General features: G+C 63.9%; 16 protein-coding genes, 1 tRNA gene and 1 pseudogene. 12 read left to right on the forward strand and 6 right to left on the reverse strand.

Annotation, left to right across the window (positions count from 1 at the left end; genetic code table 11):
• Nucleotides 1-7 precede the first annotated feature (7 nt).
• The 3 genes from SLT36_RS02990 to SLT36_RS03000 form a co-directional block, all read right to left on the reverse strand.
• Nucleotides 8-880, reverse strand: coding sequence for an ABC transporter permease (locus SLT36_RS02990; RefSeq protein ID WP_067955573.1), 873 nt, complete (start codon nucleotides 878-880; stop codon nucleotides 8-10).
• Nucleotides 877-1,914, reverse strand: coding sequence for an ABC transporter permease (locus tag SLT36_RS02995; protein WP_246765150.1), 1,038 nt, complete (start codon nucleotides 1,912-1,914; stop codon nucleotides 877-879). Before SLT36_RS02995 ends, SLT36_RS02990 begins: the two co-directional genes overlap by 4 nt.
• A gap of 77 nt (nucleotides 1,915-1,991) precedes the next feature.
• On the reverse strand, nucleotides 1,992-3,920 hold the full coding sequence (locus tag SLT36_RS03000) for an ABC transporter substrate-binding protein (RefSeq protein WP_432285757.1): 1,929 nt from the start codon (nucleotides 3,918-3,920) through the stop codon (nucleotides 1,992-1,994).
• A 125-nt stretch (nucleotides 3,921-4,045) separates the two neighbouring features.
• Here SLT36_RS03000 and SLT36_RS03005 point away from each other — a divergent pair, with 125 nt between their 5' ends.
• The 7 genes and pseudogenes from SLT36_RS03005 (at nucleotide 4,046) to SLT36_RS03035 (ending at nucleotide 13,043) form a co-directional block, all read left to right on the forward strand.
• Nucleotides 4,046-4,999 (forward strand): LysR family transcriptional regulator, encoded by a 954-nt coding sequence (locus tag SLT36_RS03005; RefSeq protein ID WP_067965860.1) that lies wholly within the window; start codon nucleotides 4,046-4,048, stop codon nucleotides 4,997-4,999.
• A 260-nt stretch (nucleotides 5,000-5,259) separates the two neighbouring features.
• Nucleotides 5,260-7,139, forward strand: a pseudogene (locus tag SLT36_RS03010) (ABC transporter ATP-binding protein).
• A gap of 48 nt (nucleotides 7,140-7,187) precedes the next feature.
• Nucleotides 7,188-8,411 carry an alanine racemase gene (locus SLT36_RS03015; protein WP_432285758.1) on the forward strand — a complete coding sequence of 408 codons (1,224 nt, stop codon included), beginning with the start codon at nucleotides 7,188-7,190 and terminating at the stop codon, nucleotides 8,409-8,411.
• A 91-nt stretch (nucleotides 8,412-8,502) separates the two neighbouring features.
• A complete protein-coding gene (locus tag SLT36_RS03020) occupies nucleotides 8,503-8,844 on the forward strand; it encodes a hypothetical protein (RefSeq protein WP_432285759.1) in 342 nt (113 codons plus the stop codon).
• A 230-nt stretch (nucleotides 8,845-9,074) separates the two neighbouring features.
• Nucleotides 9,075-9,941 carry a MurR/RpiR family transcriptional regulator gene (locus tag SLT36_RS03025; RefSeq protein ID WP_432285760.1) on the forward strand — a complete coding sequence of 289 codons (867 nt, stop codon included), beginning with the start codon at nucleotides 9,075-9,077 and terminating at the stop codon, nucleotides 9,939-9,941.
• Nucleotides 9,942-9,987: 46 nt separating this feature from the next.
• Entirely contained in the window at nucleotides 9,988-11,562 is a 1,575-nt protein-coding gene (locus tag SLT36_RS03030) for an ABC transporter substrate-binding protein (protein WP_432285762.1), read from the forward strand.
• Between the two features lie 101 nt (nucleotides 11,563-11,663).
• Complete coding sequence (locus SLT36_RS03035) at nucleotides 11,664-13,043, forward strand: serine hydrolase domain-containing protein (protein ID WP_432285764.1); 1,380 nt, start codon at nucleotides 11,664-11,666, stop codon at nucleotides 13,041-13,043.
• Between the two features lie 10 nt (nucleotides 13,044-13,053).
• Here the strand turns inward: SLT36_RS03035 and SLT36_RS03040 are convergent, their stop codons facing one another.
• Nucleotides 13,054-14,118 carry an SIP domain-containing protein gene (locus SLT36_RS03040; protein WP_432285765.1) on the reverse strand — a complete coding sequence of 355 codons (1,065 nt, stop codon included), beginning with the start codon at nucleotides 14,116-14,118 and terminating at the stop codon, nucleotides 13,054-13,056.
• A 188-nt stretch (nucleotides 14,119-14,306) separates the two neighbouring features.
• Here SLT36_RS03040 and SLT36_RS03045 point away from each other — a divergent pair, with 188 nt between their 5' ends.
• Nucleotides 14,307-14,564, forward strand: a complete 258-nt coding sequence (locus SLT36_RS03045) for a hypothetical protein (protein WP_432285766.1) — start codon at nucleotides 14,307-14,309, stop codon at nucleotides 14,562-14,564.
• Nucleotides 14,565-14,812: 248 nt separating this feature from the next.
• Here the strand turns inward: SLT36_RS03045 and SLT36_RS03050 are convergent.
• Nucleotides 14,813-14,888: transfer RNA gene (locus tag SLT36_RS03050), tRNA-Ala, on the reverse strand.
• 147 nt (nucleotides 14,889-15,035) lie between these two features.
• Nucleotides 15,036-15,425 carry a TIGR02300 family protein gene (locus SLT36_RS03055; RefSeq protein ID WP_432285768.1) on the reverse strand — a complete coding sequence of 130 codons (390 nt, stop codon included), beginning with the start codon at nucleotides 15,423-15,425 and terminating at the stop codon, nucleotides 15,036-15,038.
• 175 nt (nucleotides 15,426-15,600) lie between these two features.
• Between SLT36_RS03055 and aroA the strand changes: the two genes are divergently transcribed.
• From aroA to rpsA, 4 genes are all read left to right on the forward strand, one after another.
• On the forward strand, nucleotides 15,601-16,950 hold the full coding sequence (aroA, locus tag SLT36_RS03060) for a 3-phosphoshikimate 1-carboxyvinyltransferase (protein WP_432285769.1): 1,350 nt from the start codon (nucleotides 15,601-15,603) through the stop codon (nucleotides 16,948-16,950).
• 597 nt (nucleotides 16,951-17,547) lie between these two features.
• Nucleotides 17,548-18,249 carry an SDR family oxidoreductase gene (locus SLT36_RS03065; RefSeq protein WP_432285771.1) on the forward strand — a complete coding sequence of 234 codons (702 nt, stop codon included), beginning with the start codon at nucleotides 17,548-17,550 and terminating at the stop codon, nucleotides 18,247-18,249.
• A gap of 19 nt (nucleotides 18,250-18,268) precedes the next feature.
• Entirely contained in the window at nucleotides 18,269-18,907 is a 639-nt protein-coding gene (gene cmk / locus SLT36_RS03070) for a (d)CMP kinase (RefSeq protein ID WP_432285772.1), read from the forward strand.
• Between the two features lie 170 nt (nucleotides 18,908-19,077).
• Nucleotides 19,078-20,775 carry a 30S ribosomal protein S1 gene (gene rpsA / locus SLT36_RS03075; protein WP_432285773.1) on the forward strand — a complete coding sequence of 566 codons (1,698 nt, stop codon included), beginning with the start codon at nucleotides 19,078-19,080 and terminating at the stop codon, nucleotides 20,773-20,775.
• The last annotated feature ends 10 nt before the right edge of the window (nucleotides 20,776-20,785 follow it).

Raw genomic sequence — 20,785 nt, forward strand, 5'->3', positions numbered from 1 at the left:
GGAAGTCTCAATGGGAATGGCGTGGGTCGAGCATGTCGCGCAGCGCGTCGCCGACGAGGTTCCACGACAGCACGAACAGGAAGACGGCAGCACCGGGGAAAGCCAGCGTATACCAGAACTGAAACGGGTTGCCGGGCTGGCCGACGATCCAGTTGCGCGAATAGGCGATGAACTGGCCCCAGTCGGCATAACCCTCTTCGGTGCCGACGCCGAGGAAGCTCAAGGCGGACGCCGACAGCACCATCGAGCCGGTGGCCATGGTTGCCAGCACCAGCACCGGGAACATGGCATTGGGCAGGATGTGCAGCACGATCAGCCGGAGGTCGCTTGCGCCGTAGGCGCGTGCCGCATGGATGTAGTCCATCTCGCGTATCCTCAGGATCTCGCTGCGCACGATGCGGGCGTAACTCATCCAGCCGAAGGTTGTCAGCGCGATGGTGATAGGCCAGATGCCCTTGCCGAGCAGTGCGGTCAGCACCATTGCGGCGATCAGGAACGGCACAGCCATGAACACGTCGACGATGCGCATCAGCACCTCTTCGACCAGCCCGCCATAATAGGCGGCGACAGCACCGATCACCGTGCCGATCAGCACCGAGATGGCAACGACGCCGAGGCCGATCTTGAAGGCGGTGCGGGTGCCCCACACGACGCCGTAGAAGATGTCGTACTGGCCTTGCGTGGTGCCGAACAACGCATCACGCGACGGCGGCATCGGCGTCGCCAGAAAGCCGGCGCGCGGCGTGTCGTAGGGCGATAGCTGGAAGCTCTGCGGCGGCGCCAGCATCGGCGCAAAGATGGCAATCAGCACGAAGGCCAGCAGGATCACGACGCCGAGCAGCGACACCGGATTGCGCGCGAGGTAGCGAAGAAACTTCATTGCGTCTTCACCCTCGGATCGAGCAGCGGATAGATCAGGTCGACGATCAGGTTCATCAGCACCAAGACGACCGCGAAATAGAGGCCGAAGCCGAGAACCGCCGGGAAGTCGAGATTGGCCGCGGTCTTGGCGGCGAACTGGCCGAGCCCGGCATAGTCGAAGATGGTCTCGGTGATGACGACGCCGCCCATCATGACGGCAAGCTCCATGCCGGCGATTGTCGCCACCGGCAAAAGCGCGTTGCGCCGGGCGTGCTTGAGTTCGACCACGCGGCGCGGCAGGCCCTTGGCACGGGCGGTGCGGACATAATCCTGGCGCAGCGTCTCGAGCATCGAGGTACGCATCACCCGCGTCATCGAGGCGACGTTGACATAGGTCAGTGTGATGACAGGGGCTGCCAAGTGACGCAGCGAATCGACAAAGATCGCCCAGTTGCCGTTCAGGATCGAATCGACGGTGTTGGCGCCGGTGTAGCGGACGAAATCACCGGAGCTGACGGTCGTCTGCGCCCATTGGCTGAGCCGGCCGGGCGGGAACCAGTCGAGCGCCGAGTAGAACACCAGAAGCATCAGCAGGCCGAAGACATAGACCGGAAACGACCAGCCCAGGATGGTGAAGATGCGGATGACGTGGTCGGGCCAGCGGTTGAGGTGGATGCCCGCGCGGGAACCCAGGAAAACCGCGAGCAGTAGGCACGGAATGAACGCCAGCACCACCAGTTCCAGAGTTGCCGGAAAGAGCGACATCAGCGCCGTCGACACCGGCTGGCGGGCCGTTTCCGACCAGCCGAGATTGCCGGTCAGCACGCCACCGATCCAGCGGCCATACTGGATGTAGAAGGGATCGTTCAACCCGTACTGCTCGATCATCCGGCGGATGCTTTCCTGGCCACCCTTGAGGTAGTCGGGCGACGGCGCATAGGCCGCCAGGCGCTGCGTCGGCGATAGCGACATCTGCAGCGCAAAGATCATCAACGACAGCGCGAACAGGACGATGGGCAGCATCATCAGTCGTCTGAGGGCGTAGGTCAGCACGGGTGCACGGGTTCCGGTTTCGGGGAAAACAAGCAATACGCCGGGCGAAGGGGATCGCCCGGCGTATTGGCCGCCAATCAGTCGTTGGCCTTGGTCACCGGGTAGAAGTCCCAGGCACCGTAGAGGATCATGTTGTCGACATAGCCGTCGATGTTGCTACGGGTGACGACGTAGCCGAAGTCCTCCCACAGGAACTGCGTGGTGGCGTATTCGTAAGACATGTCCTGCAGCTTGGCGTAGATCGGCTCACGCACGGCCGGGTCGTTCGAGGCCCAGGCCTCATCGAGCAGCGGCTTGAACTTCTCCGCCATCAGGTCGCGGTAGCCCTGGCCGACCATGCCGCCGACGAGGCCGGTGGGCGAGAGGTAGTAGGATGCCGCACCGAGCGGGCCGCCCGGATCGGAATAGTCGGGACCCCAACCCATCACCGTCAGCGGCGCCGCCGGCTTTTCCCGGTTGTTGAGCTTGTCAGAGACCGACGCCCAGGGCAGGGCCTGGATCTGCATCTTGAACTTCGGGTTGATGCGCGACAGCCCCATCTGCAGCGCCGACAGGGCTGCCGTCAGCTGCGGATTGCCCTCGGTCACATAGGCGGTGAAGGTGAAACCGACGTCCCACAGCTTGCCGCCAAAGGCCTTCTTGAAGTGCTCCTCGGCCTTGGCAGGGTCGTAGCTGTAGATGGGTGAATCCGGGCGGTAGCCCATGATGCCGCGGACCGTCGGCCCACGCGACTGCACCGTCTTGCCGAGCAGCACCTGGTTGATCAGCGCGTCGTAATTCTGGGCATAGTTGAAGCCCTTGCGTACGTCGATGTCGGCGAAGAAGTCAGGCGGGATGCCTTGACCGTCCAGCTTGCCGCTGCCGATCGCCGGGTTGTCGTTGTCGTCGAGCGGCCAGGCGAAAAAGATGCCGCGCGAGAACACCTTCTGCAAGCCGTCAATGACCTTGACGCCTTCGGTCTTGCTGAGCTCGTCGATGAACTCGACGGGAGCCGCGACGAAATCAGCATCGCCCGACAAGAGCTGCAGGCGCCGCGTCGTCCATTCCGGCACGGTGCGCATGACCACGCGCTCCAGCTTGGCCGGGCCCTGGAAGTAGTTGTCGAAGCGCTTCAGCGTGATGCGGCGGTCGGTGCGGTCCCACTCCTCGAGCATGAACGGCCCGGTGCCATTTTCTTCGGCAAACAAAGGATTGGCGCCGAGCTCAGGGCGATAATGCGCCTTCCAGTTATCGCCCGAGCCATCCCAGCCGCCGACCGAGGCGACCCATTCCTTGTCGAGGATCGAGGTGCCGAAGGGCAGCGCGATGACGCCGAGCGTCGCCGGGAACGACTTCGGCAGCTTGAGCGTGACGTTGTCGCCGTCGACGACGATCTGTGATGAAAGCTGGTCATAGACCGCGCGAAGTGTCTCGGGACTGGCCTCGGCGAAGGTCTTGACCTTGCCTTCCGTCTCCACCCACTTGGCGATGTCGGTGTATTTGCCCGCCGTGATCACCTCGGTAATCGCGTTCGACATCCAGGACTGGCCCTGCAGGATGGCGCGCAGCAGCGAATAGCGCACGTCATCGGGCGTTATCTGGCCGTAGCCCGGCTCGATCGCGGCCTTCTGGGCTTCGCTCAACTTGTCGTAATACTCCCAGGTGATCTTGCCGTCGGCGCCCTTGACGCCGACCTTGTGAGCGACGACGCCCTTGCGGATCGGGAAGGTGTAGCTCACCGAACCGTCGTCGCCCTGCTTGATCAGGCCGTTTTCCAGCGACGGCACCTCCGTCGACAGCGACGGCACGAACTCCGAGATTTTCGAACCGTTGAAGTTCAGCAGGCGGCTGTAGATGTTCAGCGCGCCATAGGAGCTCGGCGTGTTGGCGATGTAGGCCGGGTCGAACGACTGGATGTCGTCGGTCCACATGAAGACGAATGTGCCGGGGTTCTTTGTCTCGGCCATGGCAGGTGCAGCCGTGACGGCAAGCCCCATGCCCATAGCCAACGCTAAGGCTAGTTTCATCATCGTTCCCTTCTGATGGCGGAGGAAGTTTTCTTCTTCTCGTTACGGAAAGGCTAGAAGAGCGCTTGCCGGTCTGTCCAATGTGTAGATAGGATGGACTATGCAAAACACGCATGAGGGCCGGCATGGAACTGCAATGGCTTGAAGATTTCCTGGAAATAGCCGCGACACGCAATTTCTCGACCGCCGCCACTGCGCGCAACATTTCGCAGCCGGCCTTCAGCCGTCGCATCAAATCGCTGGAAAGCTGGATCGGCGCCGACCTCATCGACCGCAGCACCTATCCGGTGCAGCTGACCCGAGCGGGCAACATGTTCCTGCCCGGCTGCCAGCGGCTGGTGCGCGAGGCCTACCGGTTGCGCACCGACTGCCGCAATGTCGCCGGCGAAAGCTCGGCAATGCTGACCTTCACCTCGCTGCACACGCTGGCGATGTACTTTTTTCCGAAGTGGATCAGCTCGCCGCTGATTTCGCGCATGCCGCTGCGCACCAGCATGCACGCGGCCGATTTTCTCGAAAGCGTCGACCATCTGTGCTCGGGGCAGTGCGACTTCTGCATCACCTATGTTCATCCCGACGGCCCGCCCGTTCTTGAAGGCGGACCTTTTGAATCGTTGCAGATCGGCAAGGACAGGCTTGTTCTGGTCTCGGGTACCGACGAAAACGGCCGCGCCCTGTTCGACATCGACGTGCCCGAAAGCACCGAGATTCCTTACCTCGCCTACTCCTGGAGCGACGGCTACATCGGCAAGCTGGCGACGCTGGTACAGTCGCGCTGGCGCCGCCCGCTCAATCTCAGCACCGTCTACCAGTCGGCGCTTGCCGACGGCCTTAAGCACATGGCGGTCGCCGGGCGCGGCGTCGCCTGGCTGCCGCAGATCTGCGTCGCCGAAGCGATGAAGCAGGGCCAGCTCGTCCAGATCGGCGGCCAGCAGATGGCGCTGGAAATGGAGATCCGCATTTTCCGGCGCGCCGGCGCGGGCAGCCATGACGGCGACGCCCTTTGGCAGCATCTCAAGGAATGCGCCGAACTGCCCCAGTACCGAAGCAGTCTCGATGCCACGCTGGACGCCGCCTGACCGATCGGGATGCCCCGAATGGCTGGTCAGGCTTGCTATGCGAAGACAGGCGATACGATGCGTGATGCGCATAGTTTTAGCCAACCCAATTGCGGCGCCTTGATTTCACTGGCTTTTGCGCCGGCGCGTCGCGTCACCGGCCAGACATGACGGCTCCAAGGCGGGCCACTACCCCCTGCCCGCCTATTGACAGGACGCGGCGCCGTTGCGTTCGATGCCCCGACACGACATCTCGTCGTTGAAACCGGGTCCATGCGCCGATGATCCCTGCCAAGTCCGCCCCACCCGAACTGCCCGAGGATGTCATCCTGTCGGTTGAGGATCTCGAAGTCTCCTTCGCTGTCCGCTCCCGCGCACCGTTCCGCGCCGTGCGCGGCATCTCCTTCACCATCTCGCGCGGCGAGACGGTGGCGCTGGTCGGCGAGTCCGGCTCGGGCAAGTCGGTGACGGCAATGACGATCATGCGGCTGACCGAATATGATGGCGCCGCCATCACCGGCGGACGGGTGCTGATGCGCCTCAAGGACGGCAAGGTCGCCGACCTCGCCAAGCTCTCCGAAAAGCGCGTCGAGGCACTCAGGGGCGCCGAAATTTCGATCGTCTTCCAGGATCCGATGTCGAGCCTGAACCCGGTCTTCACCGTCGGCGACCAGATCGCCGAGGCCGTCGTCCACCATCAGGGCAAGACACCGGAGCAGGCGCGCCAGATCGCGCTCAACACGCTCAAGCTGGTGCGCGTACCCGATGCCGAACGCCGCCTCGACCAGTATCCGCACCAGCTCTCCGGCGGCATGCGCCAGCGCGTGATGATCGCCATCGCGCTCGCGTGCCGGCCGTCGCTGATGATCCTCGACGAGCCGACAACGGCGCTCGACGTGACCATCCAGGCGCAGATCCTCGATCTTGTTCGCGCCTTGCAGCAGGAGATCGGCATGTCGGTATTGTTCATCACCCATGACATGGGCGTCGTCGCCGAGGTCGCCGACCGGGTCTGCGTCATGCTGAAGGGAGAGATCGTCGAGACGGGAACCGTCTACGACGTCTTTGCCAAGCCCAGGCACGCCTATACGCGCGCGCTGATCTCGGCAGTGCCGCGCCTCGGCAGCATGGCCGACAAGGACGCGCCCGAAAAGTTCCCGCTCTTGGTGTTCGAACCGGAGCGCCAGCTCGCCGAGGCAGGCAAATGAACGCATCCTCCCCAATGAAAGAGGTTGGCCGGCCGCTGGTCGAAGTGCGCAACCTGGTCACCCGCTTCGACCTCAAGACCGGCCTGTTTGGCCATGTCTCCGGCCGCGTCCATGCCGTTGAAAACGTCTCCTTCGACATCTTCCCCGGCGAGACACTGGCGCTGGTCGGCGAGTCGGGCTGCGGCAAGTCCACCGTCGCGCGCTCGATCATGCAGCTCGACAAGCCACGCTCCGGCTCGATCCGCTTCGACGGCGTCGAACTTGTCGGCGGGCCAAGGCAAGTCGTGGCGACGTTTCGGCGCCAGGCCCAGATGGTCTTCCAGGACCCGTTCTCCTCGCTCAATCCGCGCATGACCATCGAGCAGTCGCTGATCGATCCGATGCGGGTGCACAAGCTCGGCTCGCTCGAGACCATGCGCGCCCGTGCCGCCGAGCTGATGGCCAAGGTCGAGCTCGCGCCGGAGCTGCTGGAACGTTACCCGCACGCCTTTTCAGGCGGCCAGCGCCAACGCATCTGCATAGCCCGCGCCCTTGCTCTCAACCCGCGCCTGATCGTTGCCGACGAGGCCGTCGCCTCGCTCGACGTCACCATCCAGGCACAGGTCATCAACCTTTTGATGGACTTGCAGCGCGACATGCAGATCGCGCTTTTGTTCATCAGCCACGACATGGCCGTGGTCGAGCGCATCGCCCACCGGGTCGCAGTGATGTATCTCGGCGAGATCGTCGAGATCGGCGACCGTCGCTCGATCTTCGGCAACCCACAGCATCCCTACACGCGCAAGCTTTTGTCGACGGTGCCGATCGCCGATCCGACGCGCCGTCCGGAAGGACGAGTGCCAATGTCGGACGAAATCCCGAGCGCCATGCGCGCGCCCGACTTCGTGCCCGTAGAGCTGCCGATGCACCAGATCTCACCCACCCACTACGTAAGACAGGTGGCCGCGGGCTGACGACTGCCTTATCAAGAATTCCCTATTTCAAATCAGAGCATTCCCAACATGACCCCTTCGAACATGTCGTTGGCGGCCGCCCCTGCGTCCGCCAACACAAGCCCCGACATTGCCGCATCCCAGGCGCAGCTGAAGATTGAGGGCCTTAGGCGCCCGGCAGCGGCGGAACGGCCGACACCCTATGTCGAGGTCGACGAGACGCGCTTGGCCCGCAACATGCAGGCGATGCAGGCCCGCGCCGATGCTGCAGGGCTCGTCATGTTCCCGCACGTCAAGACGCACAAGAGCATCGACCTGGCGAAGCGGCAGCTGGCGCTTGGCGCCCGTGGCATCACCGCCTCCAAGCCAAGCGAGGCACTGGTCTTCGTCGAGGCCGGCATCCCCTCCATCATCGTCGCCTATCCGATCGTCAATGCCGGGTCGCTCGACCGCCTGCTGCCGGCGGTGAAGGCGCACGGCACCGAACTGCGCACGATTGCCGCCAGCGAAATGGGCGTCGACGCGCTCTCCACCGCTGCCGTGCGCCACGGCGTCGACATCGGCGTCTTCCTCAAGGTCGATGTCGGTCTCGGTCGCGTTGGCCTCAAGCCGAACGATCCCGCGGCGATCGCCGTCTGCCAAAAGATCGCCGCAGCACCCGGCCTGCATTTCGCCGGCCTGCTGTCGCATGCCGGCCATTCCTATGCCGCTACCGATCCCGAAAACCTCGCCGCGGTTGCCCGCAACGAGGCGGCAGCACTAACCGGCCTCGCCGCCGTGCTGAAGGGCCTGAGCATCGATGTACCCTGCCTGTCGGTCGGGGCGACGCCGACCTGCCTCGGCGCGCCGCTGCAGGCTGTCGACTGCATCCGCCCTGGCAACTACGTCTTCCTCGATGGCACCGCCCTCCGCCTCGGCATCTGCAGTGCCGACGATCTGGCGCTTTCGGTGGTGGCTCGTGTCGTTGCCGCCAACGACACACATTTCATCATTGATGCCGGCTCCAAGACGATGAGCTCCGACCGTGGCGCCCATGGCATGGGCGGCAACGGCTTCGGCATCGTCATCGGCGCCGAGGCCGGCAGCGGCGCCGGCGTGTGGACGCTCGAGCGCATGTCGGAGGAGCACGGCTTCGTACCCGCGGGAGGTCGCACCCTGCCGCTCGGCAGCCGCGTCAGGGTGTTCCCCAATCACTCCTGCGCCACCATCGCCAATTTCGACAGTTTTGTCCTCCGCCGCGATGAGGGCGAAGCGCTGACGCTGCCGGTCAACGCCCGCAGCTGCCAGACCTGAACAGAGCGCGCTCGGTACAGGCATCTCACGCTGCTCGCGCTCCGGACGCCGCCCGGTTCCCATTGCGGCGCGGACTTGTTAGGCTTGTCCGATGAAGGCAATTGCTCTTGCTTCAGCGAGGACCGCACTGTTCCTCGCCCTGGCCGCCACGGCCGGCTGCGTATCCGGGCCAGGCTCGGTCGGACCAGTCGATCCGCTGAAATACGACGCCATGGCCTGTGCTGAACTCGATGTCGTCATGGGCACCACGGCATCAAGCATTTCGCGCACCGCGATCAGCCGCGGCACCGTCGGCCAGTGGAACGTTCCGGCATGGGCGCCGGGTGGCACCAAGGCCATCACTGCCATCCAGGACAGGCAGACGGCCAGGATCGACGGCCTGCGGCAGGAGCAGGCCGCCATCGACTCTGTCAGAAAGCGGAAATGCCGCTAGGCAATTGCCGCGCAACACGCCGACACTGACCACCTCTTCCAGCCGCTCGGCATCACCGTTGCCCGACGAATGCCCCACCGGCGCCGTTCTCATGCGCTCGCCGATCCCCAGCGCTACTGCCGGCGGTGCAGCGCATCGGCGACGCTTCCGTATATCCTGCAATGTCAGAAAAATAACACTATTGATTCGATTTCAGAAAACTGACAATCTCATTTGCAGGAGGAGAACAGATGAGCGGAACGGTACGCCAGCGATTGACGGACAGCCTGCAGAACGGCGCGGGGGCGAGCCGCGCCATCGCCACCTACATGTTGGCCAATCTCAGCGAACTGCCGTTCGAAACCGCGATGACCGTCGCCGAAAAGGTCGGCGTCAGCGAACTGACGGTCGGGCGTTTCTGCCGCTCGATCGGCTACCAGCACTTCAAGGACCTCAAGGCCGACCTCAAGGTCGATGTCTCCGACAGCCCGTGGCTGATCGGCGACCGGCTGCGCGAGTTCCAAGCGAGCACCCGCGAAGGTGGCGGCGACCTGGCAAGGAGCCTCGAGCTCGAACTCGCCGCCACCGTTCGGGTCTATGAGCTGGCTCGGACGCCGCAATGGTCCGCCGTGGTCAAGCGCCTTGCGACAGTGAACAACGTCTTCATCGCCGGTTTCCAAAGCGAGCGCGGCATCGCCGCGACAATGGCCCACCTGCTTCAGTATGTCAGGGACGGCGTGCATCTCGTCGACCATTCCTCGGGCATTTTTTCCGAGGTGCTGCTCGCCGACCCGAAAGCCTCGGCGCTCGTCATGTTCGACGCGCGCCGCTATTCCCGCCAGGCTGCACTCCTGGCGCAAAGGTCCCGCGACGCCGGCATGCCGGCGACACTCGTCACCGACCTGTTCTGCGACTGGGCGCATGACTGCACCACAGAAATCTTTGCAGTACCTTCGGAGATCAACCTGTTCTGGGACACCAACGGGCCGATGCTGACGCTCGTCCACCTGATGGTCAATGGCATCATTGGCGAGCTCGGGCCGGAGGTCGAGCAACGGCTCGACCGGATGTCAGGTCTCTATGGCGATTTCGTCGGCCATGCCGGCCGCAAGACGTAGCACCGACACCGCCACACGATCCACAACGCAACCTTGGGAGGGGTTCATGAACCGTCGCTGGTTCCTATTTTCTGCATCCGCTATTTCGCTTGGCATCGCTGTCGGGCTGTTTTCGCCCGCGCACGCATTGGCGGAAACCGAGGCGGTGATCGTGATCGGGCGTCAGGAGTCGGGCGCCGCCAGCTATGATCCGATCCGCGCCGTCACCCTCAACATGGCCGCCGGGCTGATCTACGACCGCCTCGTCGAGCAGGCTGCCGACCAGTCCTATCATCCGCATCTCGCCAGCTCCTGGGAGGTCAGTCCCGACGGTATGAGCTGGACCTTCGAATTGCGCAAAGACGTGACCTTCACCGACGGCGAGCCGTTCAACGCCCAGACCATCGCCTGGTGGATCCCCAAGTTCAAAGGCACCGAAAACGAATACATGGTCGATGCCATCGAGAGCGTCGAGGTCGTCGCCGACCACACAGTGCGCTTCGTCCTGAAGCGTCCCGAGCCGAACCTGATCTTCAACCTCGCCATGACGAACATGGGCGTCCCGAGCCCGAAGGCCTATGAGGCGGGCGGCCAGGACTACGGCGTGACCGAGGCCGTCGGCACCGGCCCCTACAAGCTCGAGAGCTTCGTCGTCGGCCAGGAAACCGTGCTCGTCGCCAATGAGGACTACAGATGGGGCAGCGCGCTGACGGAAAACAAGGGCGCGCCGTACATCAAGCGCCTGACCGCGCGCGAAATCCCCGACGCTTCGACCGCCTTCCTCGAACTCAAGACCGGCGGCGTCGACATGCTGCTCGACGTGCCGACCGACTTCCTGCCGCAGCTGAAGGGCGAGGCAGACATCGATCTGAGGGAGCTTCCCGGCTATGGCGTGACCCTCGTCACCATCAACACCCAGGCAGCCCCCTTCACCGACATCCGCGTGCGCCAGGCGACAGCACTTGCCATCGACCAGGCCTCGATCCTGAAGAGCGTCTATGGCGGGGTCGGCAAGGAGGCGCACCAGTTCCTGGTCGCCGCACTGGGCGAGGCAAATGTCGATCCGGCACTGCAGATCAGGCATGACCCTGCCAAGGCGGCCAGCCTGCTCGACGAGGCTGGCTGGCTGCGCGGTGACGATGGCGTTCGCGCCAAGGACGGCAAGCCGCTCACGGTCAAGCTCTGGGCCCGGGCCGACACCGAATACAAGCGCACGGCTGAGATCATCCAGGCACAGCTCAAGGCCGTCGGCGTGAAAGCCGAGATCACCGTGTTCGACGCCGGCACCTACCGCAACCAGTTCCTCAAGCCCGAGCGCGAGCTGGTGCTCGCGCCCTATTCCTGGACCAACGCCGACATCCTCGACTGGTTTTTTAGCGCCAAGCGCCTGGATTCCTGGAACCTGTCGATGTGGAACGACCCGACGTCGGAGAAGCTGCGCGAACTCGCCATGTATGGCTCGAAGTCGTGGGATGAGCGCGTCGTCAACTTCCGGAACTTCCACGGCCAGCTGCTGGCCAATTTCGTCGGTGTACCGGTCCACGAACCGGCCCAGACGATGGTTTTCAACAAGACGAGGCTTTCGGTACCCCAGCCGTTCCGGGCGCCCTATTCGCTCGTCGACGTCAAACCCGCCGACTGACGGCCAGACGTAACCTGAACCGAAAGACGGCATCGGACCATGAAGCGGCGCTGCAGCGCCGCATCACCGCGCTGCCTGCCCGAAAAATGAAAGGCCCTGCAATGGACACACTGGAAAAGCCCGCTGCCGACCTCGCAGCCACGTTGGAATGCCATCTGAAATACGAGATGGAGTACAGCAAGATCCCCGGCCTTGGCGTGGCCATCGTCCGCGACGGCGAGATCCTGCATCTCGGCGGCTACGGCCTTGCCGATGTCGAGCACAACGTGCCCGCATCATCAGACAGCATCTTCCATTCGGGCTCGACCGGCAAGATGTTCACTGCTGCCGCCGTGATGCTTCTGGTGCAGCAGGGGCGTCTCAAGCTCGACGATCCGGTCAGGCGCTACCTGATCGAGACGCCGGAGAGCTGGGCAACGATGACCATCCGCCAGCTGCTGACGATGATGAGCGGTCTCGGCAATTTCAGCGATGCCTTCGCCCCGGCGCCGATTGAAAACGACGTGGTTCCGCTCAACCTCTGGCAGGACCACAGCGATGCGCAACTGCTGGCGCTGGCCAGCCTGTCGCCGTTGGCCTTCGCGCCGAGCGAAAACTACCGCTATTCGAACACCAGCTACATCCTGGCGTCGCTGATCGTCGCCCGCGTCAGCGGCAAGCCCTATTACGCGCTGCTTCGCGAGCAGCTGTTTGGACCTGCAGGCATGGCCAGCGCCCGCGACGCCAGCTGGACCGATATCGTACCGAACCGCGCGCAAGGCTACAGCCGCGACAATGGTGAGCTGCGCAACCGCTGCTGGACGGCGCCGACATTGCTGCGCACCGGCGACGGCGGGTTGTTTTTCTCGCCGCGCGACATCGCCCATTGGTTCATCGAGCTCGACCGGCCGCAGGTCTTCCGCCCCGACATCGTTGCCGAGATGTTCGAGCCGGCGCAGATGAACGATGGTCGCCCGGCGATCAATGGCTATGCGCTCGGCTGGCAGAACTCCGAGATCCGCGGGCAGCGCAAGATCCGGCATGGCGGCACATGGTACGGCTTCCGCGCCGAGCTGGCCCGTTTTCCCGCGCAGAAGCTGTCGGTCGCAGTGCTGGCCAACATCGACGACGCCCAGGTCGCGCGCATCGCCCAGCAAATCGCCGGCATTGTCGACCCTAGCGTGGCGTCATACGAACCTTTTGCCGATGGCGCGCCCGATCGCACAAAGGCGGATGACTGTCTGATCAGGGCTATCGCCGCACGCACAGCACCACGCGACGCCTTCACCGCCGAAGCCTGGCAGCTCTGGAGCGATCGGTGGTTCGAACAGGTCCTCGTCGAGAGCGAATCCGACCTCGGCCCGGCGCCGCTCGAACTCATCGACGACGACGGCACCGGCCGGCGGCGCTACCGCCTGCCGACCGGGCGCTATCACATGCACTGGACCGTCGACCGGCAGGCGGACGGCCGCGTCAGCGCGATGCGCTTTCACATGGAATGATCCCCGGGGATCAGCCGGCGTCGCCTCGCGTCCAGTAGGCCGAGGCGATCGTCTGGTCTCGGCCCAGCGACAGATCGCTGCGCCAGTGGTCGCGCACCCGTTTTGCCGCTGCGGCTTCCGCCGCAAACCAACCGAAGCCTGTTACCTGCTCCGGCCAGGCAACCGACATGACCGCATCGGCGAGGGCGGTGCTCTCGCCGCCTGCTACACCGTTGCGGTACAGCCACTTCACCTCGACCGCGGTCAGATTGTCGATCTGCTGGCGTTCGCCCTCGTCAGCGACTTCGATGAAGGCGATGCCGCGCGTCGTTGCCGGCAGGCTCTCCAGCATCCGCCCGACCGCCGGCAGGCCGGTTTCGTCGGCACCCATGACAAACCAGTCGGCCGGCCTGAGCGGACGTCCGACCGGCCCCAAAATGCCGACCTTGTCACCCTCGCGCGCTGCCGATGCCCAGTTGGAACCGACGCTCTCGCCTTCGTGGATCAGGAAATCGACGTCGAAATGCCCGCCGGCCACTTCCAGCCGGCGGATGGTGTAGACCCGCGATGGTGGGCGCCTGTTTTCGTCGGGCCAAGACACAAGGCCGTTGTTGCCGCGCACCGGCCAGACCGGATTCGGCACACTGGCCGTCGGAAACAGCATGCGGATGTGCAGACCGCCAAACGAGGCGAAGCGTTCGAGATTGGGCGCCTTGAGCCGGATGCGCTTCATATGCGGCGTCAGGTCGATCACGTTGACGACGGTCGCCAGGCGAAACTGCTCCAGCTCGCCTTGGCCCGATAGGTCGCCCTGCCACACGATCTGCGGCTGGCTCTCTCTGGCGTAGAACTCCACCGACGTCGCCATCAAATCCTTGAGCCGGGCCAGGCCGTCGGGATGCGATGACCTGGCCCGCATGATCAGCGCGCCCTTGGGCATCACCAACGAGGCTTCGCCAAAGAGGAAGCGGAAATTGACGGCATCGCCCTCTGCGCTTGCGCTCGCGTCAAAGCTCTCCAGCCGATCGCGGATCTTCTCCAGTTGATCGGGCGAAAGTTGCAGCTGCAATTCGGCGCGGGATTGAAGGTCGGTCATGTCAGTTCGCTTCCGGTTCGTGTCGCTTCCATCCCCAGGTCGTCCACCTGGCAAATTGCTGGCTGAATGTGCGGGGCCGCACCGAGCTGGCTCGACGGGTACTGTTCGCGTCATGGGCTTGAATATTTAAACTTGAATATGATAGTCAAGTTAAATCGTTGCCGCAGCCTCCGGACAGGACCGACGACATGGACCGTGTAGAGCCCTTCAGCTTCCTGGCAGACGCGCAGACCTTGCTCCGGTCGCGCGCCATTGCTCGCGCGGCCCTGCTGTGCCTGCTGCTCGCTGCACTCACCACGCTGGCGCATGCCGGCACGGTCATCGATTCGACTGGACAGATGGTCAGCGTCACCGGCGGCCGAACGCCAGGATCTCTACTCATCCATTTGATGAGTGACGGTTTTGGCCGACCGACGGCGGAGCAGGTGTTTCCGTCCCGGCGTTGAGCACCGCGCCTAAGGCAGCGAATCGGGCGCTGGTCGCGCTCGACGGCGCCCGGATGGCCGACTGCGGTCCAGGCACGGCGGACGCGCTACCCAACTGGCCGGCACGCTCAATCCGGATGAAATGGCTGCGCCGACAATGCGAGCGGATGCGGCCTAACTCGTGATGTGACGAAGGAAAACTGCTTGGTCAGGACAACATGGCGGCCTGCTGGCCACCGTCTCTAACGTGCTGATTTGGTGAAGAAATTTGGTGGAGCCAAGCGGGATCGAACCGCTGACCTCCTGCATGCCATGCAGGCGCTCTCCCAGCTGAGCTATGGCCCCACACCGGCCTTGGCCGGGCGCCGTTTCCGGCGAAGGTCGGCGCGAACTTGTCATCCGCGCCGGTGTTGTTGGGCGGCTTCTAGCGCCGCATTCGACCATTGGCAAGCCTTGATCGATACCTTTTTTTCGGTTTCCCGAAAAGCCGGCTTAGACGTCGTCGTCGTCGTCGCCGACGCCGATCATGTCGGAGACGTCGTCGTCTTCCTCTTCCTCATCGGCGAGGAAGGTGTCGTCATCGTCATCGCCCAGGTCGACATCGTCGTCATCCTCGAGATCCGGCAGGTCATCGCCGCCCTTGGCCTCGTCGTCGGCGTCCTCCAGGGACACGACCTCTGCGCCTTCATCCTCGCCGTCGAGCTCCTTGGCGTCGGCTTCCTCTTCCTCTTCCATGATGGCGGCGATCTTGCCGTCATCGAAATAGGAACGCGGATAGGCCTTGCCGGTATAGGGCGAGACGATCGGGTCCTTGTTCAGATCGTAGAATTTACGTCCCGTCTCCGGGTCGACACGTTTGGTGCCAAGTTCGGGTTTTGCCACGTCAGGCCTCGTCTTGTCGCTTTTTGGACCCCTTAGCCGCAGTTTGGGGCGCTGTCAAAGCCAAATCCCCCGGCAGGGGCGATGGGGGATGACCGTTGCGGCAATCGATGCTACGACACCGCCGCAATCATAGGGAAAGCCCGGTTTCGCGGGGCGTCCCGCACGAGGAACCACCATGTCGCATCAAGCTGTGCCGCAGCCGGCCGTCGCCCGGAAGTCGAAATCCCTGTCTGGAACCGCCCGCGTTCCTGGCGACAAGTCGATTTCGCACCGCTCCTTCATGTTTGGCGGCCTGGCTTCCGGCGAAACCCGCATCACCGGCCTGCTCGAGGGCGAGGACGTGATGCGCACCGGCGACGCGATGAAGGCGATGGGCGCCCATATCGAGAAGCATGGCGACGAATGGGTCATCAAGGGCACCGGCAACGGCGCGCTCCTGCAGGCCGAGGCGCCGCTCGACTTCGGCAATGCCGGCACCGGCTCGCGCCTGACCATGGGCCTCGTCGGCACCTATGACATGGAAACCACCTTCATCGGCGACGCCTCGCTGTCGGGCCGACCGATGGGCCGCGTGCTCGATCCGCTGCGCCAGATGGGCGTGCAGGTGCTGAATGCCGCCCCCGGCGACCGCATGCCACTGACGCTGCGCGGCCCGCGCCAGGCAGCGCCGATCAGCTACCGCGTGCCGATGGCCTCGGCGCAGGTCAAGTCGGCCGTGCTGCTTGCCGGCCTCAACACGCCCGGCATCACCACCGTCATCGAACCCGTCATGACGCGCGACCACACCGAAAAGATGCTCAAGGGCTTTGGCGCCAACATAGAAGTGCAGACCGACGAGCAGGGCGTGCGCCACATCTTCATCGAGGGCCAGGGCAAGCTGACCGGCCAGGTCATCGCCGTTCCCGGCGACCCGTCCTCGGCCGGCTTCCCGCTGGTGGCGGCGCTGATCGTGCCGGGCTCCGACGTCACCATCGAAAACGTGCTGATGAACCCGACCCGCACCGGCCTGATCACCACGCTGATCGAAATGGGCGGTTTGATTGAAATTCTCAATCGCCGCAATGCCGGCGGCGAAGACGTCGCCGATTTGCGCGTGCGCGGCTCGGAGCTCAAGGGCGTCAAGGTGCCTGCCGAACGCGCGCCGTCGATGATCGACGAGTACCCGGTCCTCGCCGTCGCGGCCTGCTTCGCCGAGGGCGAGACGCTGATGCAGGGGCTGGAAGAGCTGCGCGTCAAGGAATCCGACCGCCTCGCGGCGGTTGCCCGCGGCCTGGAAGTCAATGGCGCCGACTGTACCGAAGGCGAGACCACGCTATCCGTCCGCGGCGTGCCCGGCGGCAAGGGCCTCGGCGGCGGCACTGTGAAGACTCATCTCGACCATCGCATCGCCATGAGCTTCCTGATCATGGGCCTGGCCTCCGAAAAGCCTGTTACCGTCGACGACCAGGCGATGATCGCCACAAGTTTCCCGGAATTCATGGGCCTGATGGCCGATCTCGGGGCGGAGATCGATGCCGCAGCCTGAGAGCGGCCCACACTGGCGAAGACTTGCTGACGGCTCGCTACAGTATCGAGAAAACCGTTGGTCTCAGACCTATGCTGTGACCGAGGAACAGCTTGCGCGCCTGATATCTCTCAGGAAGTCTGAATGGGCGGTCGCCATAGTAACGATACTGCCAGCCGCAGTCACAATCGTTGCTTGGCTGAACGATGCCTTGGCCCCAATCGTACCGACGGTTGCAGCGGTGGCATATGTCGGCATCAATCTCGCGTTTGGCTCATATTGCAGCCGACTGAGGCGGCAGGTTCTTGCGCAGGCACGCCCAAGTTCGCGAGAGTTTTTGTTCCCCTCCTTGGCAGCGGCGCATTCGGACTTGCTCGACAAGCTTGGCCATCGCCACAGGCGCGGCGCGCTGATCTATCTGGCGTTGCTTGTGCTGGCCTGTGCAACGTCCCTCGCGATGAGCTTGGGGGGCTTTACACTTGGAAAATTGCGCCCGATGCATCCACTGCCCGTCATATTGGGCTTGGTTATCTTCGGGCCACTTCTTTATCTTCATGCAAGAGATTGGCTTCGGCGACGCCGAAGCGCTACGTAATATGGGCTGAAGGACGGAAAACCATGACCAGCAAGGTAGCAATGATCGTTGGCGGCGGCAGCGGCATGGGGGCGGCGGCAGCGCGCAAGCTGGCAGCAGACGGCTATTCCGTCGCCGTCCTGTCCTCGTCGGGCAAGGGCGAGGCGCTGGCCAAGGAGCTCGGTGGGCTCGGCTTCACCGGGTCCAACCAGTCGAACGACGACCTCAAGCGTTTCGTCGACCTGACGATGGAAAAGTGGGGCCGCATCGACGCCCTGGTCAACGGTGCCGGCCATGGGCCGCGCGCACCGCTGCTGGAGATCACCGACGAGCAGTGGCACACCGGCATCGACGTCTATTTCATGAACGTCGTGCGCGCGACGCGGCTGGTGGCGCCGATCATGGTTGCCCAGAAGGGCGGCGCCATCGTCAACATCTCGACCGCCTGGGTCGGCGAACCGGCGGCGATGTTCCCGACGTCGGCCGTGGCACGCGCCGGTCTTGCAGCCTACACCAAGCTCTTCGCCGACCAGTATGCCCCGCACAATGTCCGCATGAACAACGTGCTGCCGGGCTGGATCGACAGCCTGCCGCAGACCGACGAGCGCCGCGACGGCGTGCCGATGCAGCGCTACGGCACCTCCCAGGAGATCGCCGCGACAATCGCTTTCCTCGCCTCGGAGGGCGCTGCCTACATCACCGGGCAGAGCCTGAAGGTCGATGGCGGCCTGATGCGCGGCGTCTGACCAAGGATCTCGCCAGGACATGCCTGCTTCGATCACCATCGCCATCGACGGCCCGGCTGGCGCCGGCAAGGGCACGCTCGCCCGCCGGCTCGCCGACTACTACCACCTGGCGCTGCTCGACACCGGGCTGACCTATCGCGCCGTCGCCCACATGCTGATCGAAAAGGGCTGGCCGCTCGACGACGTGGCGCATGCCATCGAGGCGGCGAAGCTCGTCGATCTCGGCCATCTCGACCGAAAGGTGCTGTCGGCGCATGCGGTCGGCGAGGCGGCATCGAAGGTCGCCATTATCCCCGAGGTGCGCAAGATCCTGGTCGACAAGCAGCGTGACTTCGCGCGCGCACCGCAAGGTGCCGTGCTCGACGGCCGCGACATCGGCACTGTGGTCTGCCCCGACGCCGACGTGAAGCTCTATGTCACGGCCAGCGCCGAGGTTCGCGCCCAGCGCCGGCTGGCCGAGATAGAGGCCAATGGCGGCAGCGCCGATTTCAGCGGGATCCTCGCCGATATCGTCCGCCGCGACGAGCGCGACACCGGCCGCGCCGACTCGCCATTGCGTCCCGCCGACGACGCGCACTTGCTCGATACGTCGGAAATGGATATAGAAGCCGCGTTTTCCGCAGCCAGGGATATCGTTGATCGGGTCCTCGGCAGCTGAGAACGGGTTGAAATCCTCGGATTTCGCCACTTAACCGACCTGTCCGCATTCTTCTTGCGCCGATTTGCCGCTTCAGGCGGCCAAGGGCCTTTGGCCCGGGATGCTGGCAGGCCAACGCAACGCTAACCCACGGCGCCGCTCCCGCAAGCCGGGACGCACCAGGAGATCCAATGTCACAAGCTAATCCCTCCCGCGACGATTTCGCGAGCCTGCTCGAAGAGTCCTTCTCGGACGGTCATTCGGGCGAAGGCCAGGTCGTCAAGGGTATCGTCACGGCCATCGAAAAAGACATGGCCATCATCGACGTCGGCCTGAAGGTCGAAGGTCGTGTGCCGCTGAAGGAATTCGGCGCCAAGGCCAAGGACGGCCAGCTGAAGGTCGGCGACACCGTCGAGGTTTATGTCGAGCGCATCGAAAACGCGCTCGGCGAAGCCATGCTGTCGCGCGACAAGGCTCGCCGCGAAGAGAGCTGGGTCAAGCTCGAAGAGAAGTTCACCAAGGGTGAGCGCGTCGAAGGCGTCATCTTCAACCAGGTCAAGGGCGGCTTCACCGTCGATCTGGACGGCGCCGTTGCCTTCCTGCCGCGTTCGCAGGTCGACATCCGTCCGATCCGCGACGTCACCCCGCTCATGCACAACCCGCAGCCCTTCGAGATCCTCAAGATGGATCGCCGTCGTGGCAACATCGTCGTGTCGCGCCGCACCGTTCTCGAAGAGAGCCGTGCAGAGCAGCGCTCCGAGATCGTCCAGAACCTCGAAGAGGGTCAGGTTGTCGAGGGCGTGGTCAAGAACATCACCGACTACGGTGCGTTCGTTGACCTCGGCGGCATCGACGGCCTGCTGCACGTCACCGACATGGCCTGGCGCCGCGTCAACCATCCGACCGAAATCCTCAACATCGGTCAGACCGTCAAGGTGCAGATCATCCGCATCAACCAGGAAACCCACCGCATCTCGCTCGGCATGAAGCAGCTCGAGTCGGATCCGTGGTCGGACATCGGCACCAAGTTCCCGATCGGCAAGAAGATCACCGGCACCGTCACGAACATCACCGACTACGGTGCGTTCGTCGAGCTCGAGCCGGGCATCGAAGGCCTCATCCACGTTTCGGAAATGTCGTGGACCAAGAAGAACGTGCACCCCGGCAAGATCCTGTCGACCACCCAGCAGGTCGACGTGGTCGTGCTCGAAGTGGATCCGGCCAAGCGCCGCATCTCGCTCGGCCTCAAGCAGACGCTCGAGAATCCGTGGGAAGCTTTCGCCCGTAACCACCCGGTCGGCACCGAAGTCGAAGGCGAAGTCAAGAACAAGACCGAATTCGGCCTGTTCATCGGTCTCGACGGCGACGTCGACGGCATGGTGCACCTGTCCGACCTCGACTGGAACCGTCCGGGCGAGCAGGTCATCGAAGAGTACAACCGTGGCGACATGGTCAAGGCTCAGGTTCTCGACGTCGACATCGAGAAGGAGCGCATCTCGCTCGGCATCAAGCAGCTCGGCAAGGACGCCGTCGGTGAAGCTTCGACCTCTGGCGAACTGCGCAAGAACGCCGTCGTCACCTGCGAAGTGATCGCGATCAAGGATGGTGGCCTCGAAGTCCGTCTCGTCGAGAGCGGCATCGAGACCTTCATCAAGCGCGCCGACCTGTCGCGCGACCGTGACGAGCAGCGCCCCGAGCGCTTCGTCGTCGGCCAGAAGGTTGACGCCCGCGTCATCGCTTTCGACAAGAAGACCCGCAAGCTGCAGGTCTCGATCAAGGCGCTGGAAATCGCCGAAGAGAAGGAAGCAGTCGCTCAGTACGGCTCGACCGACTCCGGCGCTTCGCTCGGCGACATCCTCGGCGCAGCCCTGAAGAACCGCAACAACTGAGCCAACAGCT

Origin of the sequence: Aminobacter sp. BA135 (genome assembly GCF_050859125.1) — a bacterium.
GTDB lineage: Bacteria > Pseudomonadota > Alphaproteobacteria > Rhizobiales > Rhizobiaceae > Aminobacter > Aminobacter ciceronei.

Bases quoted from the DNA above. Each gene is read 5' to 3' on its own strand.
- SLT36_RS02990 (WP_067955573.1), bottom strand. From the start codon at position 880: ATGAAGTTTCTTCGCTACCTCGCGCGCAATCCGGTGTCGCTGCTCGGC.
- SLT36_RS03000 (WP_432285757.1), bottom strand. From the start codon at position 3,920: ATGAAACTAGCCTTAGCGTTGGCTATGGGCATGGGGCTTGCCGTCACG.
- SLT36_RS03005 (WP_067965860.1), top strand. From the start codon at position 4,046: ATGGAACTGCAATGGCTTGAAGATTTCCTGGAAATAGCCGCGACACGC.
- SLT36_RS03015 (WP_432285758.1), top strand. From the start codon at position 7,188: ATGACCCCTTCGAACATGTCGTTGGCGGCCGCCCCTGCGTCCGCCAAC.
- SLT36_RS03020 (WP_432285759.1), top strand. From the start codon at position 8,503: ATGAAGGCAATTGCTCTTGCTTCAGCGAGGACCGCACTGTTCCTCGCC.
- SLT36_RS03025 (WP_432285760.1), top strand. From the start codon at position 9,075: ATGAGCGGAACGGTACGCCAGCGATTGACGGACAGCCTGCAGAACGGC.
- SLT36_RS03030 (WP_432285762.1), top strand. From the start codon at position 9,988: ATGAACCGTCGCTGGTTCCTATTTTCTGCATCCGCTATTTCGCTTGGC.
- SLT36_RS03035 (WP_432285764.1), top strand. From the start codon at position 11,664: ATGGACACACTGGAAAAGCCCGCTGCCGACCTCGCAGCCACGTTGGAA.
- SLT36_RS03040 (WP_432285765.1), bottom strand. From the start codon at position 14,118: ATGACCGACCTTCAATCCCGCGCCGAATTGCAGCTGCAACTTTCGCCC.
- SLT36_RS03045 (WP_432285766.1), top strand. From the start codon at position 14,307: ATGGACCGTGTAGAGCCCTTCAGCTTCCTGGCAGACGCGCAGACCTTG.
- aroA (WP_432285769.1), top strand. From the start codon at position 15,601: ATGTCGCATCAAGCTGTGCCGCAGCCGGCCGTCGCCCGGAAGTCGAAA.
- SLT36_RS03065 (WP_432285771.1), top strand. From the start codon at position 17,548: ATGACCAGCAAGGTAGCAATGATCGTTGGCGGCGGCAGCGGCATGGGG.
- cmk (WP_432285772.1), top strand. From the start codon at position 18,269: ATGCCTGCTTCGATCACCATCGCCATCGACGGCCCGGCTGGCGCCGGC.
- rpsA (WP_432285773.1), top strand. From the start codon at position 19,078: ATGTCACAAGCTAATCCCTCCCGCGACGATTTCGCGAGCCTGCTCGAA.